14 protein-coding genes and 1 tRNA gene are annotated in these 14,752 nt (G+C 40.4%); 5 read left to right on the plus strand and 10 right to left on the minus strand.

Features of this window, described 5'->3' with window-relative positions:
* Positions 1–11: 11 nt before the first annotated feature.
* From BCY91_RS13865 to BCY91_RS13900, 8 genes are all read right to left on the minus strand, one after another.
* Positions 12–1,067 (minus strand): nucleoid-associated protein, encoded by a 1,056-nt coding sequence (locus BCY91_RS13865; RefSeq protein WP_120182644.1) that lies wholly within the window; start codon positions 1,065–1,067, stop codon positions 12–14.
* 3 nt (positions 1,068–1,070) lie between these two features.
* Positions 1,071–1,973, minus strand: a complete 903-nt coding sequence (locus BCY91_RS13870) for a histone deacetylase family protein (RefSeq protein WP_120182645.1) — start codon at positions 1,971–1,973, stop codon at positions 1,071–1,073.
* A complete protein-coding gene (locus BCY91_RS13875) occupies positions 1,966–2,772 on the minus strand; it encodes a hypothetical protein (protein WP_120182646.1) in 807 nt (268 codons plus the stop codon). Before BCY91_RS13875 ends, BCY91_RS13870 begins: the two co-directional genes overlap by 8 nt.
* A gap of 20 nt (positions 2,773–2,792) precedes the next feature.
* Positions 2,793–3,290 carry a pyridoxamine 5'-phosphate oxidase family protein gene (locus tag BCY91_RS13880; RefSeq protein WP_120182647.1) on the minus strand — a complete coding sequence of 166 codons (498 nt, stop codon included), beginning with the start codon at positions 3,288–3,290 and terminating at the stop codon, positions 2,793–2,795.
* A gap of 103 nt (positions 3,291–3,393) precedes the next feature.
* Positions 3,394–4,935 carry a T9SS type A sorting domain-containing protein gene (locus BCY91_RS13885; RefSeq protein WP_120182648.1) on the minus strand — a complete coding sequence of 514 codons (1,542 nt, stop codon included), beginning with the start codon at positions 4,933–4,935 and terminating at the stop codon, positions 3,394–3,396.
* A gap of 319 nt (positions 4,936–5,254) precedes the next feature.
* Positions 5,255–7,063, minus strand: a complete 1,809-nt coding sequence (locus tag BCY91_RS13890; protein WP_120182649.1) for a MutS-related protein — start codon at positions 7,061–7,063, stop codon at positions 5,255–5,257.
* A 62-nt stretch (positions 7,064–7,125) separates the two neighbouring features.
* Positions 7,126–7,719 (minus strand): OmpA family protein, encoded by a 594-nt coding sequence (locus BCY91_RS13895; protein ID WP_120182650.1) that lies wholly within the window; start codon positions 7,717–7,719, stop codon positions 7,126–7,128.
* Positions 7,720–7,874: 155 nt separating this feature from the next.
* A tRNA-Leu gene (locus BCY91_RS13900) sits at positions 7,875–7,958 on the minus strand.
* A gap of 127 nt (positions 7,959–8,085) precedes the next feature.
* On the opposite strand from BCY91_RS13900, the gene yihA reads away from it, so the two are divergent.
* From yihA to BCY91_RS13925, 5 genes are all read left to right on the plus strand, one after another.
* Positions 8,086–8,718 carry a ribosome biogenesis GTP-binding protein YihA/YsxC gene (yihA, locus tag BCY91_RS13905; RefSeq protein WP_120182651.1) on the plus strand — a complete coding sequence of 211 codons (633 nt, stop codon included), beginning with the start codon at positions 8,086–8,088 and terminating at the stop codon, positions 8,716–8,718.
* 87 nt (positions 8,719–8,805) lie between these two features.
* The gene (locus BCY91_RS13910; protein ID WP_120182652.1) at positions 8,806–9,666 is read left to right on the plus strand and encodes a 4-hydroxybenzoate octaprenyltransferase; all 861 of its coding nucleotides are present in this window, start codon (positions 8,806–8,808) and stop codon (positions 9,664–9,666) included.
* A complete protein-coding gene (locus BCY91_RS13915) occupies positions 9,663–11,372 on the plus strand; it encodes a M3 family oligoendopeptidase (RefSeq protein ID WP_120182653.1) in 1,710 nt (569 codons plus the stop codon). Before BCY91_RS13910 ends, BCY91_RS13915 begins: the two co-directional genes overlap by 4 nt.
* Before the next feature lie 63 nt (positions 11,373–11,435).
* Positions 11,436–11,687, plus strand: coding sequence for a hypothetical protein (locus tag BCY91_RS13920; RefSeq protein ID WP_120182654.1), 252 nt, complete (start codon positions 11,436–11,438; stop codon positions 11,685–11,687).
* 82 nt (positions 11,688–11,769) lie between these two features.
* Positions 11,770–12,069: an FtsB family cell division protein gene (locus tag BCY91_RS13925; RefSeq protein WP_120182655.1), complete on the plus strand. Its 300-nt coding sequence runs from the start codon at positions 11,770–11,772 to the stop codon at positions 12,067–12,069.
* On the opposite strand, the gene BCY91_RS13930 is transcribed toward BCY91_RS13925, so the two are convergent.
* Entirely contained in the window at positions 12,070–12,687 is a 618-nt protein-coding gene (locus BCY91_RS13930) for a trimeric intracellular cation channel family protein (RefSeq protein WP_120182656.1), read from the minus strand.
* The gene (locus BCY91_RS13935; protein ID WP_120182657.1) at positions 12,674–14,752 is read right to left on the minus strand and encodes a hypothetical protein; all 2,079 of its coding nucleotides are present in this window, start codon (positions 14,750–14,752) and stop codon (positions 12,674–12,676) included. Before BCY91_RS13935 ends, BCY91_RS13930 begins: the two co-directional genes overlap by 14 nt.

A 14,752-nucleotide genomic window follows, 5' to 3' on the forward strand; every position in this document is an offset into this window, starting at 1 on the left:
CGTTTAAAAGTTTAAGCTTCTTTATCGTAATAAAGGGTAATGTAATTTTTGCCACGATGCTCATCAAAACCCTGCTCTAATAAAGAACGGTCGCCGTGGATGTACACATGGAAATTCTTATCCAATTTTAAAACTGTTTTGTAGCTTGAAGCCTGTTTTTTAACCGCTTGTCCAGATATATCGAAACCTTTACTTAAAGGCGAATCAAACTCGGTTTCAAAACTGCTCAGCATGTTTTTAAAAGAATTTGAAGCCACCTCATTACCTATCACCTCATCAGAAAACTCATCAATATCAAACTTCTCCTTTTCTTTAAAGTATTTCATGGATTTGTTGAGCAGATCAATTTTATCCGGTTTTGAAATTTGGAAATCATCGTCGATTTTCTCATTTACAAAGTTTTTGTAAATACCCAATACATTGCTGGTTTGGTTGTAGCTATCATTACGGATGCGCAATTTAAGAAAATCGTCTTTCCAATAAACCGCTTCCTGGCTTTTATTGGTTTGGTCCACCACCAAAACTTTGTAGCCTTCTTCAGAATCGGCATCTATAATCAAGCAACCTTTATCAAGTTTCTGGATGTTAATGGCTTCCTGCTCGTAACTTAAAGCAAAACCTCCGGCATCCGGATACACTTTTAAATAAGTTTCTTTGGTTTCTGATTTAAAAATACCTAGTGCCTGATGCAGTTCTCCCTCTATCTGCACCTTATCAAAACTGGCTATATAAACTTCGCCCGCTTTAATTTTTGGGTGCGCAGAAACATCGTACAAATGCTTGGTAATCTGCTGGCTCAGCTGGTGAAATTGGGTTTCATCGGCGAAAGCTTTTTTGGCAAAACTGCAAATCTCATTTAAAGCTAAATCTTCGGTAGCGTGCGTAAAGCGGTAAACCTCATTTACTTTTTCAAAGGGTTTGAGGAAATAAGTCATTAATAAATTCCGCAATAGGTCTTCATCGGTACGTAAAGGCGCATCAGAAAGCACCATGTATTCGTCTTGCGCTTTATTGCCAACGCGGTGAACGGATAACTGTTGCAAAGAAGCTTCAAAGGTTGTAATCATCTGTTAAAAATAAATTTCATTCGCGGTTTTAAAAGTGTTGCAGTGCGCATCAACAATGATTTTGATATCTTCCGAATAGCCACCGCCCATGCTCACTTGTACAGGTACTTTATGACGATGACAAAGCTCAAAAACAAGTTGGTCCCGCTGTTGGCAAGCATCTAAACTGAGTGCAAGTTTACCCAATTTATCGGTGGCTAACACATCAACTCCCGAAAGATAAAACACAAAGTCGGGTTTTATTTGGGCAAACATGCCTGGCAAAGTGCGGTGCAGTAAATTTAGATAAGCGTCATCTTTCATTCCTACTGGCAAAGCCAAATCTAAATCTGACTGCTCTTTGCGGAAAGGAAAATTCTTCTCGGCATGTGCCGAGAGCGTAAAAACATGCGGATTATCTTTAAATATTTCTGCGGTGCCATTGCCTTGGTGCACATCTAAATCAACAATTAAAATAGAAGTGGCTAATTTATTATTTAATAAGTAGTTGGAAGCAATAGCCTGATCGTTCAATAAACAAAAACCTTCGCCCCAGTTTGAACCTGCGTGGTGTGTTCCGCCAGCCACATTAAAAGCAACGCCGTGCTTTAAGGCAAACTCGGTTGCTTCAATGGTGCCTTGGGCAATTAAAATTTCGCGTTCCACTAAACTGGCACTAAGCGGAAAGCCTGTACGTCGCTCTTCTTGATAGCTTAAAGTTTGATTTTTTAGTTTATCCCAATATTCTTTATCATGCGTAAGCAAAATCCATTGCTCCTCGCACAAACCAGGTGCAAACAAATTTTCATCTGTTATTACGCCTTGGTGCTTTAATTGCAAAGGAATAAGCTCGTATTTTAGCATCGGAAAACGATGCCCAGATGGCAAAGGGTGTATGTATTTGTGGTGATAAGCTATTTTAAGCATTAAGCTGATGCTTTTTAAACACCGCTAATTTATAGAATTGGTAAATGGTAAGCAGTGCCAAAATTGCTAAATATGCCCATAACAGCGTAATTAAATTTTGATGCACCATTTGATCTGCCTCTCTTTTTTGTAAAATGCCATATAAAGCCCAAATTACCACCAAGCCAAAAAAAGGATTGGAGCGCCGCGCTAGTATAAAAATCGTAAGCAAAAAGGTTACACTGTACATGATGATGGCCCAAGTTTCGGCTTGCAAACCAAAACCACCCCAGCTTATCGCATCTAAATACAAGGAAATATTTGCGATGCTGGCTACGCAAATCCATGCAAAGTAAATGGTTAAGGGAAATGCCGTAAAAAGCTTACTGTCAAAAGTTTGATTTTTATCTAACAGATTTAAATTGATAAAAATAATAAGCAAACTGACAAGTTGGATGAGGATTAATAACGCCGAAAGCAAAAGCAATTCGTAAGCGAAGGCGAACACCCAGCATGTTGTAGCGATGTTATTGATGATGAACCAGTTGCCAATACGCAATACATTCTGACTTGGTTCATCGTGCACCTCGCTTTTGTAAGCTTTTATCAAGTGATAAATACAAAAACCGAAGAGCGACAAATAAATTACGCCCCAAATAGAAAAGGTAAAGCCCGCCGGTGTAAACAAGGTTTCATGCTTGGCAGAAACTTCTTGGTTGGTTAAACCGCCAAAAATCCCGAATTGGCTTAAGCTTGAAGTCGCGAAAGCAATTACATAAAATACCAGGTTTAAAATGCTTAGGGTACGGACTTTTTTCATCGTGCTAATTTTTAATGCGTTTATTGAAATTTGATGCGTTCATGCTCGCCTTGGCTGAATTTATCTCCTTTTATTACAGCCTTAATGATGTTAAACAGCACCACCATGTCGCTTTCTGCACTGTTCCAATATTCGGCTTTTGAAACTTCAACCCTTATTAGCGTTAGCTTCGGATCTTGCTTGCCTGCGGGGAACCAAGCTTTCATTGCCGGAATCCAGAGCTGATCTATCTTTTGTTGGTCGTGCGCTAAGTATAATTTTCCGCTCAGCGCGATGTAGGTATTATTTTCTGGGTTGGAATACGTTACGGATACATTGTTATTGATGGCGATATCATGCTCGTCTGGCGTATGTTCATCAGAAAAAAAATAGAGGTTAGCATTGTCGTCAAGCTCCATGGTGTTCATGGGGCGCGAGTAAAATTCGCCGTTTGCCTTTAAAGAATGCAACATGGCAACATTAACATCTTCAATTAAGGTGCGTAGTTTTACAATTTGCGCTGCGTGCTGGGGCGTCATGTTTTTTTGATTTTACAAACGCAAAAAAACTGCCAATACAGGCCGTAAAAAACAAAAGCTTCGCGCTATCCGCGCGAAGCTTTATAAAAAACCGAAAAGCTATTTATTGTACAACTACTTTTTTCACATACTCAACACCTAAACCTGCAACTTTTACCACATACACACCCGGAGATAAAGTATTTTGAACATTTAATGTTAGCGTTTCGTTTTTAAACGAACTTTTGAAAACCTGAGCACCGTTTGAGTTAAATATCGTCACCGTTTTCTCCACGTTTTGTTTGGCAGGCACGCTAATATTTATCACTTCTGTAGCCGGATTTGGATATACTACTACTTCATTGCCCTCACTCAGCTCAAATTTCACGCTATGAAGTCCTAAAACCTTACTTTTTCCGTCAAAATCTACCTGAGATAAACGGTAATAGTTTGTTCCATTTGCCGGACTTTCATGGGTGTAAGAATAGGTTTCTTTTGCGTGGCCATTTTTACCAGAAAATTCGCCAAGATTTGTAAACAACTTACCATCAACGGAGTGTTCCAGCACGAAATTTTTATTATCTTTCTCAGAAGCGGTAACCCATTTAGCGATAACACCATTTGTAGTTTTAGTTACGTTAAAAGAGATAAGATCTACCGGCGTGGTGGAAGGTATTACTGACAGCTTTACTCCGGCTGTTTCATCCCATACCCAATCATAACCGGCCGGTTTGGTTATCCGTCCGGCGTCAATATGCTCTTGTAAGGCGATTTTTGTACCGGTTGGCATTATTAGTTTACCGGTTGGAGCGCTATTGTCTGAATTTAATTTAAACTCTAACTTACCATAAGTTCCTAGCTGTAAGTTTGTAGCAACTGTTAAAATGCCATTCATTATATTGACACGATTTGTTGCGTTTGCATTGGCGATGCCCCCTCTAGGTATGCCTAAAGTTGTCGCAGTGACCGTTCCGGAATATAAATTTAATGTTGCAGAACCGATATCATTGCCTGTATTTTCGCCTACTTGAATTTCTCCCACGGTAATAGCGGCGCCCAAAACATTTACTGTGCCACTTCCGTTATCTCTGGCGTAATGAATTCTTAGTAAGTTGTTTGAACCACAGTCTAGCCCACCATTTGCATATACATTCATTACATTTACATTGTCTGTACCATTGCCTACGGCTATCAAAGATTTAGCTGCAAATATGGCTTTTGAACCTGTACCGGCAGGCGTACCTACATTTATGGTCCCGCCAGCAAGGTAGTTACCACTTCCGTTTCTTAAATTCACTAAAGTTGCGTCTACCGTCCCAGTATTTTCTATGTTCAACACCGAGCCATTTACCATATTTAAATTAGTTCCCAAAAATCCTTTTTGCAGATTTAGGGTTGCACCTACTCCTGTTAGGCTTAGATTTGAGCTTCCCGAAGCAACAGCGTCTGTAGTTTGGTTTACCACAATTCCCGCCGGTATTTGGTAAGTGCCTACCTTAATATCTGTTGGTGCCACTCCAGTGCCATCGTCCCAGTTTCCGAGGGTAGTGTACTCGTTATCCCCAGACGCCCCTGTCCAAGTATAGGTTTGCGCCAGTGCGTTTAATGAAAAAACACTTGCTACGGCCAACATTAAGCCGTGTTTTGAAAAGTAATTGTGCTTCATAATTTATTGAAATTTGGTTAATAATTTGCAAAAAAATGTCAATCATACATTTATCAAAAACGCCACAAAAACCCCATTTCGAACATATTTCAATAAACGTCTGAGAGATTCAGATTGTAATTGGTTCTACAAAAGAAAATCATTTTATCAAGCTCCGCAACCTGTGCTGTCCTGTATCAGTTTTTATAGAAGAGACTAAACGAATGGAGTAAGAAAACAATCTTGTTCTAGGCTTACAATAATCACTACTAACTAAAATACAGCTACTTGCAAACAATTTTTATACTATTTCCATACGCCAGCACATAAATCCCTCAAATTAAGACCCCACATCCAATCCAATCGTTTTTAACAAAATGCTAGCGTTAAAGGTCCGGCATTCTCCGTTTTTTATGCGGTAGTCAAAAAACATTTCTCCGTTATTCACCTGTATATCAAAATGGAAATTGCGGACTTTACCGGGCAGTTCTGAAGCCAGTTGCGCCAATTGCAGATCATGCGTGGCCACCAAACCCGGTGTTTGCTGTTGTACCAGCTTTTTAATAAACGCTGCAGAACCGAGATATTTGTCTCTGCTGTTGGTTCCTCGCAACATTTCATCTACCAAAACAAAAGCGTTTGCACAAGTGGCGCTGCGGTCTAAAATCATTTTTATCCGGTCAATCTCGGCCTTAAAAGTAGAGGTGCCATCGGCCAAGGAGTCTTTGATGCGCATGAAGCTAAACAATTGGAATATAGATGCCTCAAAGCGGTTTGCGCAAACATGTGCGCCTGCAAAGGCCAATACCATATTTATGCCAACGGTACGCAAAAAAGTAGATTTGCCCGCCATGTTAGAACCGGTGATGATGTCAACCGTTGCCTCTGGTGTTAAATGGAAGTCGTTAGCAACTCTTAGTTCTGCTTTAATTAAAGGATGGCCCAATTGCTGCGTACAGAAAGCAAAATCTTCTTTTAAAATGGGTTTCACCCAGTTTGGATGGTTGATTTTTAAAGTAGCTAGACTGATTAAACGCTCAAATTCGCCAATCAGCTCCACACCTTCTATCAGCTTAGCTTTATTTTCGCGCTCCCATCGCGCCAAGCGCATTAAACAACGCAAATCCCATTGGAAAAATAAGTTCAAAAATATGCCAACAATGGGGTTTAAGCGTGCGTTGAGCGAATTTAGGATTTTGGCCAACTCCGTTATTTGTTGATGCAAAGGCTTTGACGATTGGATACGCGTTACATAAACATGGAGCAAAGCGCTCTGCCACTGCGTTTCCTCCATCCATTTAATATTTGACACATACGACTGTAAAACCGCTACATTTCGCCCGATGGCTTCGTGCACCACGTCAATCTGTGCTTTAAATAAAAAATAAAACGCACCGCCTGCCAAAATAGCCAGACCTAAAATATTCCAAAACAGGCCTCCGACAAAAATTGACAGCAACAGTAACACCGGATTGAGTATCGAGAAAAAATAGACCCCTGCTTTTACCCAAGATTTAGCTGTAAATGCCAAACGTTGTGGCAGTTGTTGCTGATAAAAGCTTTCGGAGAAAACGCCTTTTTTATCAATCCCAAACAAATGCGTTCTAAAATCAAGGATTTCGATGGCTTTGTTTGCCAACTCATCTACGGCATCTTGCGTTTTGATGATCTCGGCAATATTTGCCGGCTTTTTGAGTGCCTCGGCAAGTGACAACAGCCCTCTTTCTGTAGCACAACGATTTATGTAAGCATAAAGCGAATGCTCGCCAAATATATCCAGATCACTGCTATAAGCATGTGTGGCATCTTCAAAAATGGCGCCGTGCGAATAAATATTGGCGTCGCCTTTTTCGATGTTCAATTCATTTTGTACCAAGGTCAGTTTTGTGGTGATAAATTGATATTCGTTTTGCACCAAGCTTTGCTTTTTTACCAACAACAGAAAAGCAACAACTGTGGCAAGTGCAATCCAAAAAACGGCGGATAAACCAAAATCAAAAAGAAACCATATGGCAAAAACGGCTAAAGCAAATACAGCTAAACGCAGGTAAGCGTAAAAATCAAGCTGTTTCTTTAATTTCTGAGATTTGCTTTTCAGTTCGTTTGCTAAATGGATATAACTAAAGGTGTTACTGTTTTTTAAATTCATAAGCAGAAAAAAAGCCGTTGGATGGTGTTCCAACGGCTATAAATTTATAAATTAATTGGCTATTACTTTTCCGGAGAAATCTCTACACGACGGTTTAAGATACGGCCAGATTCCGTAGAATTATCAGCAATAGGCATTGTTTCGCCAAAGCCTTTGGTAATTAAACGGTTTGAAGCTACACCGCTGTTTACCAGATAGTTTTTAACCGCGTTTGCACGGTCAACGGATAAAGCCATGTTTCTTGCTTCGGTACCTTCTGCAGAAGAGTGCCCGTTTAATAAAAATTTAGTGTTGCCAGATTTTTTGATTTGCGCAGCAATTTCTTCTAAAGTGGCATAGGAAGAAGTTTTTAAAACCGAAGAGTTAAACTCGAACTGGATGTTTTTGTAGTCATAAGGCTTCAATTCTTCTTTAGGACATCCGTTGTTAGACGCGTCGCCTTTTACTTCTGGACACTCATCTTGCGAATCAGGAATTCCGTCTCCATCAGTATCCACTTCTTTTACCGGCTCGGCAGGTTTTGCTGGCTCCACAACTTCTGTTTCTTCTTTAGGCTGTTGTACCACAGCTTTTTTTGATTTACACGAGCTGTAAAACATAGCCACAAGAGCTAAACTACAAACCAGCACTACAGTTTTAAAATTTGCTTTAATCATAACTTATAATTTTCAATACGTTTCAAATCCTGCAATTATAACACCATTATTTGAAATTAAAAATTGAAATGGCTTAAAAGAAAGCATATCTGAGAATTGGACGAATGATTGGATGACAGAATGAGAAGCAAGCGTTTTTTGCTTAAGAAAAGACGTACCCAGGAGCAGATTCGAACTGCCACGCCCGTACAGGCGCCACCCCCTCAAGATGGTGCGTCTACCAATTTCGCCACCTGGGTATGGCGCAAATATATAGCTTTAATTGATTTTGAAATTATTTTTTAGAAATTCAGCTTGCCTGTCAACCCTGCAAACAAGCTTACTTGCCACGCATACCTAAAAAAGAAAAAAGCTTACCTTTGTTCAATGATTATTAAATCCGCAGTTTTTACGGTCAGCAATACCAAAATTAGCAAATTGCCTGCGCCAGATATGCCCGAGTATGCCTTTATCGGCAGGTCCAATGTGGGCAAATCATCCCTCATTAACATGATAACCGGCGTAAAAGGCTTGGCAAAAACATCGCAAAAGCCGGGTAAAACACAGTTAATCAACCATTTTCTGATTAATGAAAGCTGGTACATTGTGGATTTACCGGGCTACGGCTACGCAAAAAGCTCTAAAAGCAACCGTTTAGAGTGGGCTAAATTTATACGCCATTATCTGGATAAGCGCGAAAACCTGCAATGCGTTTTTGTTTTAATCGACAGCCGTTTAGAGCCACAAAAAATAGATATCGAGTTTTGCTGTTCTTTGGGCGAGCGAGGCATCCCCTTCATTTTGGTTTTCACAAAAGCTGATAAACAAAACCGCAGCAAATCCGCGCAAGCGATGGAGCAGTTTAAAAAAGCTTTGTTAGCATATTTTGAGGAAGTGCCCCAAATGATTTTGACTTCTGCCGAAAACGGCACCGGAAAAGACGAAGTGCTTACTTTGGTGGATGATATTAACCAAAGGTTTGAGGCGCCGAAACTTGCCAAACCCGAAGAACAACAATAATTTTAGTAAAGCGCGGCAGGCATAATTCGCGCTTATTATATTTGGTTTGCTAAATCAGCTAGCCAACAAAAATCAATACGCAAGCAGATGAAAAAATACTTTTCGCTGGTTACTTTTTCGCACACCATTTTTGCCATGCCTTTTGCATTTATCGGCTTTTTTTTAGCGATAAATACGGCGGGCGGTGAGTTTTCTTGGCTAAAGCTTATTTTAATGGTGCTTTGTATGGTGTTTGCCCGCAACGCCGCCATGGCATTTAACCGCTATTTAGATAGGGATATTGATGCTAAAAATCCGCGAACTAAAGTAAGGGATATTCCATCCGGACGCATCAGCGCAAAAAATGCCTTAATATTTACCATCGCCAATTGCGCATTGTTTATCGGGGCTACATTTTTTATCAATCCGTTATGTTTTTGGCTTTCGCCGATTGCTTTGTTGGTTGTTTTAGGTTACAGTGCCACCAAACGTTTTACCGCTTTATGCCATTTGGTATTGGGTTTAGGATTGTCTTTAGCGCCCATTGGCGCTTATCTGGTAGTAACAGGCGAGTTTGCCGTTTTGCCTGTACTTTTTTCTTTGGCCGTACTTTGCTGGGTTAGTGGCTTTGATATTATTTACGCGCTACAAGACGAAGATTTTGACCGCGAGGAAAAACTGCACTCCATCCCCTCCTATCTCGGAAAAAAAAGAGCCTTAAACGTGAGCAATATTTTGCATGTGTTTGCAGCCATTTTTGTGATTATCCCTTTGTTTTTAACCCCCCTAAGCTTACCCTATTATGTAGGTTTGGCCGTATTTATTGGTATGCTTATTTACCAACATTTGCTGGTGAAACCAAACGACCTAAGTCGGGTAAATTTTGCATTTATGACTACCAATGGCATTGCTTCAGTAGCTTTTGCCTTATGTTTTTTGTTTGATATTTATTACCGTAGTATTTTATGAAGATCCAGAAAACCCCTAGAACATACCTACCGCAGAACTTAAATATTGATTGGGAAAGTTTAGCTCCTATTTTTGATGAGCTGAAACAGCGCCCCCTATCTTCATTAGCGCAGTTAGAGCAATGGTTAAAAGACAAAAGCGAGCTAGAAGCCGCGTTGGAAGAAGATTTTGCTTGGCGATACATTAAAATGACCTGCGACACGGCTAATGAAGATTTGGTAAAATCGTTCCAATACTTTGCTACTGAAATTGAACCTAAGATTGCACCTATTGCCAATGAGCTGAACAAGAAATTGGTGGAAAGTGAATTTATAGAACAACTGGATCAAGAAAAATACTTCATCTATATACGTAGTGTAAAGCAGGCCTTGGCTTTGTTCAGAGAAGAAAATATTCCTTTGCAAACCGAATTGCAGGTTGAGCAACAAAAATACCAGGCCATTACCGGCGCTATGTCTGTTGAACTGCAAGGCAAAGAATACACTTTAGAGCAAGCCGCTAACTTCCTTAAAAACCTGGACCGCCCCGTGCGTGAAGAAGCATGGAAAAGTATCAGCGTTCGCCGTTTGCAAGATAAAGACGTATTAAATCAGCTGTTTAACAAATTGGTGAAATTGCGCCATCAGGTGGCAAAAAACGCCGACTTTGATAACTTCCGCGATTATATGTTTGCCTCTTTAGGCCGCTTTGATTATACGCCACAAGATTGCTTTGATTTTCACAAAGCCGTTGAACAAGAGGTAGTGCCTGTGCTAGCTCAGCAAGCGGAAGAACGAAGAAAAAAACTGGAACTAGATAGCTTAAAACCTTGGGACACCGAGGTAGATGCCAGCGGAAAAGCGCCCTTAGTGCCATTTAACGGCGGTGAAGAGCTCATCGAAAAATCGACCAGATGTTTTAACCGTTTGGATGCTTTCTTAGGTTCGCGCCTAGAAATTATGAAAGCTAACGGCTTGTTTGATGTGGAAAGCCGTAAAGGTAAAGCGCCGGGAGGCTACAATTATCCGCTTGCGGAAAGTGGCGCACCTTTCATTTTTATGAACTCGGCAAATTCTTTTAGAGATTTAACCACCATGGTGCATGAGGGCGGACACGCGGTACATACTTTTTTAACCGCGAACCTGGAGCTTAATGATTTTAAACATTGCCCATCAGAAGTTGCTGAGCTGGCATCTATGAGCATGGAATTGATTTCTATGGATTATTGGGACGAGTTTTTTGACAATGCCGAGGATTTAAAAAGGGCTAAACAATACCAGCTTAAAGATGTTTTAAAAACCTTGCCCTGGGTGGCTGTTGTAGATGCTTTTCAACATTGGATTTATACCCACCCAGCGCATTCTGTAGAAGAGCGCACCCAAGCATGGACAGCTATTTTTAAACGCTTTGGGGCAAATTTTGTGGACTGGGACGGCCAACAAGAGGCTTTAGAAAACCTTTGGCAAAAACAGCTGCATATTTTTGAAGTGCCTTTTTATTATATAGAATATGCCATTGCGCAACTTGGCGCGATAGCGGTGTGGAAAAACTATAAAGAAAATCCCGAAAAAGCTTTAGCAAATTACATTGCAGCTTTAAAATTAGGTTATACAAAAAGTATTAAGGAAATTTATAAAACGGCAGGCATCGAATTTAATTTTAGCAGTGCTTACATTAAAGACTTGGTACTGTTTGTGCAAAACGAATTAAAAAAACTCGAAAATTAAGCGCATAAATTCTTTTGGCTTTTTAATTTTGCGAGGCTAAAAATCATCATAAACAATATAAATATGAAAAAATTAATAAAACCGCTCGTGTTGCTTTTTGCCTTAGTAACAACCGGAAACCTATCTTTCGCAAACGGTAAAGTTCCGGAAGTTTATATTTCTGAGGCTCCTGTAAGCGATTTAAGCGGACAGCAGTTGTTAAATACAACTTGGTTTTGGCTGTTAGTTGCCGTGGTATTGGTGGTATTGCTAACCGCTTTAGTGGCTACAAAGGACCAAGAAAATCAAACGCATTTTCCAGAACATTTAATCTAACAATGTTATAAAGTGTTGCGTGATGTTTTGCGCAACATTTTTTTGATTTTTGCGATCGGCGAAAGCCAAACAAACGGAACAGATGAAAAATTTACTTCACCTACTTAAAAACAAATTTTTTATAGCCGGAACTGCTTTTGTGGTTTGGATGTTCTTTTTTGACCGCAACGATTTGGCATCGCAGTATGATTATTACAGCCGTGTACAAAAGCTAGAGGAAGAAAAAAGCTTTTACGAAGCAGAAATTGCAAAAGCCTATACCGAATTGAAAGAGCTAACCACCAACATCCAAAGCTTAGAAAAATTTGCCCGCGAACGCTATTACATGAAACGTGACAACGAAGATGTGTACGTGGTTACTGATAACAAAGCAGAGAAATAACTAATAAATCCGGGGCAAGCTGAGCTTATATTTTACAGCTACAATACGTATTGCAAACACTACGGCAACAGCAATAAATTTCACCAAAGCCTCATTAATCCCCAAAGCGCTTAGCAGCAAATATACTAGCCCGCCAATAATGCAGGCTGTTGCATAAATCTCTTTTCTAAATATTAGGGGAATGTTATTCAGCAAAATATCTCGCGTAATACCGCCAAAACAACCGGTAACGGTACCTAGTGCCACGCAAATACCCGGACTTAAATCATAAGCCAAACCCTTTTGCAAACCAACTACGGTAAAGAAACCCAAACCTAGCGAGTCAAATAAAAATAAAGTGATTTTTAAGGTTTTGATGCGTTTCCAGAAAACCATGGCTACAATGGCCGTGATGATGATGAGCAAAGAATAGTTGGCGTTTTTTAACCAAAACACCGGTGTAATACCCAGCAACAAATCGCGCAGGGTTCCGCCACCCACAGCCGTAACAAAAGCAACAATTAAAACGCCGAAAGCGTCTAAACGTTTTTGCATGGCGGCAAAAGCGCCAGAAACAGCAAAAGAAAAGGTACCAAAGATGGTTACGATGTCGCCAATCCAAAGGTTAAATTGTTCCATTGCGCTTTCTTAAAAACCACTCTAAACTTAGCAAAATCAAAATTAAGGCAAAAAGCCATCCCGACGCAATAAGTGGCTGGTAACTTTGCTGTTGGAAGCTTACAGGTTTTACCTTTTGGTTCTTTTTGATAGAATCTGCCAATGATGTTAAGTTTTGAGGCATAAGCATACTGGCACCACTTTGCCTGCTCAAATGATACAGCAATTGGTGATCTGCTTTATTGGCCAAATCTTCCACATTTAGTTCTTCAACAATAAAATTGCCCGAGCTGCTGTAATTGTTGTTGTTAAATTTTGTACTTGCGGTAAAGCTGTACTCTCCTGGTGCAAAAGGTCCCACCGTGAGCTGATAACTCTTATCCGTTCTGGAAAACAAATAGCTGTAACGCTTTCCTTTACTGTCTTTCAGTTCTAGCTTTACTTCGGGCTGATTTACCAGCTCGTAACTATCATTATACAACTCCGCAGTCAAAAGAACCTGTTCGTTTTCGTTGTATCGCGAGGCATCTGCGCGTGCTACAAACTTTCTTTTATCTTGCTTGGCGCTTAAATACTGGACAGATTTGGAGATTAGCTCGTCAAACGCATCAAAGTTGTTGTTTTTGGAGTAAGTGTCCATGCGCCAGCGCCAAATGCCCTCGCCGTTTAAAATCGCTTCTTTTTTAGCACCCAAATCGCTGAAAAGCAATTGTGGAACTTCCGTACTTCCGTTTACAGCTTTGCCTTTCAACAATATTTTAGCAGAAGCCTGATTTTGGATGGCACTAAGCGGCGAGGCTAAAGGCGCCAAAGCGCTTAGCTCTTGTTTAGTTTGATCCGTAATGGCGAAAGCAAAGAAGCCTTCATTAAAGCTGGTGCTATAGCTTTGCGGTGTAGGCGCGGGTATCAATTTAGCCCAGCTTTGTAAGGCGTTTAGTTTGCTGATGTCTGTTTGGTTGCCGACGATGAACCACAGGCTCGCTTTATTATTGATGTTTATGCTTTGGATGGGATGTTTGGCAGAAGGCAAGTTGTGCAAAACTAGCAGGCCAAATTTGTTTAAGTCGCGCGGCACGTCATCGGCGAAAGCCAATTGTACTTTATAGTTTTGGTTACTTTCTATCGCTTGCCTTAAAGCGCTCAAATCTGGATGTGGCGCATCTGCCAGCAACAAAATCTGCTCTTGGCCGTCTATCACATCCACATAAAGTGTTAACTGATTGTTTTTTATGCTTTTTTCTTGATTAATAGGTTTAAGCGAAAGAGAGATTTTCTGTATACCTTTTTTCTTGGCATCTAAAGTAAACTTTACAACTTGTTGGTCTTCATTGCTTTTAAAATGCAAGGGGAAGGTTTTTCTTTGGCCATCGTTAGTGCTCACTTGCAATTGGCTATTTGCACCTTTTGCTGCGCTCGCCTTAACCGATATTTGAACCTCGTGCTGGTTGCCTAAATAAACCAGGTGGTTGTAATTAGGCTGTTGCAACAGCAAATCCCTCTTTGCAACCGTATCGCCAAGCGCCACGGTATAAATGGGGAAAACCGTGTTTTCTGCTTTTTGAACAGGGTTTGCACCTTTGGTGTAAACGCCATCACTTAACAGAATTAAAGCGCCAACGTTTTCTGGGTTTTGATTTTTTATCTCCTCAAAAACCGCAGTTATATCTGTTTCTTTTTCAAGGTTATCTGCTTTAAAACCTTTATAAACGGTTGAGCCAAAACTAAGCGTACGAACATCGTAATTTTCTTTTAGCGCTTCCGCTAATGCGTTAAGGTTTTTATAGTAAGCAACCTGATTGAAGCCGGCCGGCGCATTGCTGCTTACCGAGCTAGAAACATCTTGCGCAATAAAAACAACAGGCTTGGTTAAGCGCGAAATATTGGTTTTAAAAAGTGGCGCCAAAAGCAAAAAAGCAATTAAGCTCACCACCAGCATCCGCAAAGCAAAAAGGATGCGTTTTAGCCAAACAGTGTCAAAACTTTTTTTTCGGTACAGCCAAAAAGCATAGCCGAAGCCCAATGCTAGGCATGGCAGGACCCACCAAAAGCTTACATCGTTAAACACCAAAGCAAATAGTAGGGGCAT

This window comes from Pelobium manganitolerans, assembly GCF_003609575.1.
Taxonomy (GTDB): Bacteria; Bacteroidota; Bacteroidia; order Sphingobacteriales; family Sphingobacteriaceae; genus Pseudopedobacter; species Pseudopedobacter manganitolerans.

What these genes read in the sequence shown, in the direction of transcription:
- BCY91_RS13865 (WP_120182644.1), bottom strand. Translation starts at nt 1,067, where the DNA reads ATGATTACAACCTTTGAAGCTTCTTTGCAACAGTTATCCGTTCACCGC.
- BCY91_RS13870 (WP_120182645.1), bottom strand. Translation starts at nt 1,973, where the DNA reads ATGCTTAAAATAGCTTATCACCACAAATACATACACCCTTTGCCATCT.
- BCY91_RS13875 (WP_120182646.1), bottom strand. Translation starts at nt 2,772, where the DNA reads ATGAAAAAAGTCCGTACCCTAAGCATTTTAAACCTGGTATTTTATGTA.
- BCY91_RS13880 (WP_120182647.1), bottom strand. Translation starts at nt 3,290, where the DNA reads ATGACGCCCCAGCACGCAGCGCAAATTGTAAAACTACGCACCTTAATT.
- BCY91_RS13885 (WP_120182648.1), bottom strand. Translation starts at nt 4,935, where the DNA reads ATGAAGCACAATTACTTTTCAAAACACGGCTTAATGTTGGCCGTAGCA.
- BCY91_RS13890 (WP_120182649.1), bottom strand. Translation starts at nt 7,063, where the DNA reads ATGAATTTAAAAAACAGTAACACCTTTAGTTATATCCATTTAGCAAAC.
- BCY91_RS13895 (WP_120182650.1), bottom strand. Translation starts at nt 7,719, where the DNA reads ATGATTAAAGCAAATTTTAAAACTGTAGTGCTGGTTTGTAGTTTAGCT.
- yihA (WP_120182651.1), top strand. Translation starts at nt 8,086, where the DNA reads ATGATTATTAAATCCGCAGTTTTTACGGTCAGCAATACCAAAATTAGC.
- BCY91_RS13910 (WP_120182652.1), top strand. Translation starts at nt 8,806, where the DNA reads ATGAAAAAATACTTTTCGCTGGTTACTTTTTCGCACACCATTTTTGCC.
- BCY91_RS13915 (WP_120182653.1), top strand. Translation starts at nt 9,663, where the DNA reads ATGAAGATCCAGAAAACCCCTAGAACATACCTACCGCAGAACTTAAAT.
- BCY91_RS13920 (WP_120182654.1), top strand. Translation starts at nt 11,436, where the DNA reads ATGAAAAAATTAATAAAACCGCTCGTGTTGCTTTTTGCCTTAGTAACA.
- BCY91_RS13925 (WP_120182655.1), top strand. Translation starts at nt 11,770, where the DNA reads ATGAAAAATTTACTTCACCTACTTAAAAACAAATTTTTTATAGCCGGA.
- BCY91_RS13930 (WP_120182656.1), bottom strand. Translation starts at nt 12,687, where the DNA reads ATGGAACAATTTAACCTTTGGATTGGCGACATCGTAACCATCTTTGGT.
- BCY91_RS13935 (WP_120182657.1), bottom strand. Translation starts at nt 14,752, where the DNA reads ATGCCCCTACTATTTGCTTTGGTGTTTAACGATGTAAGCTTTTGGTGG.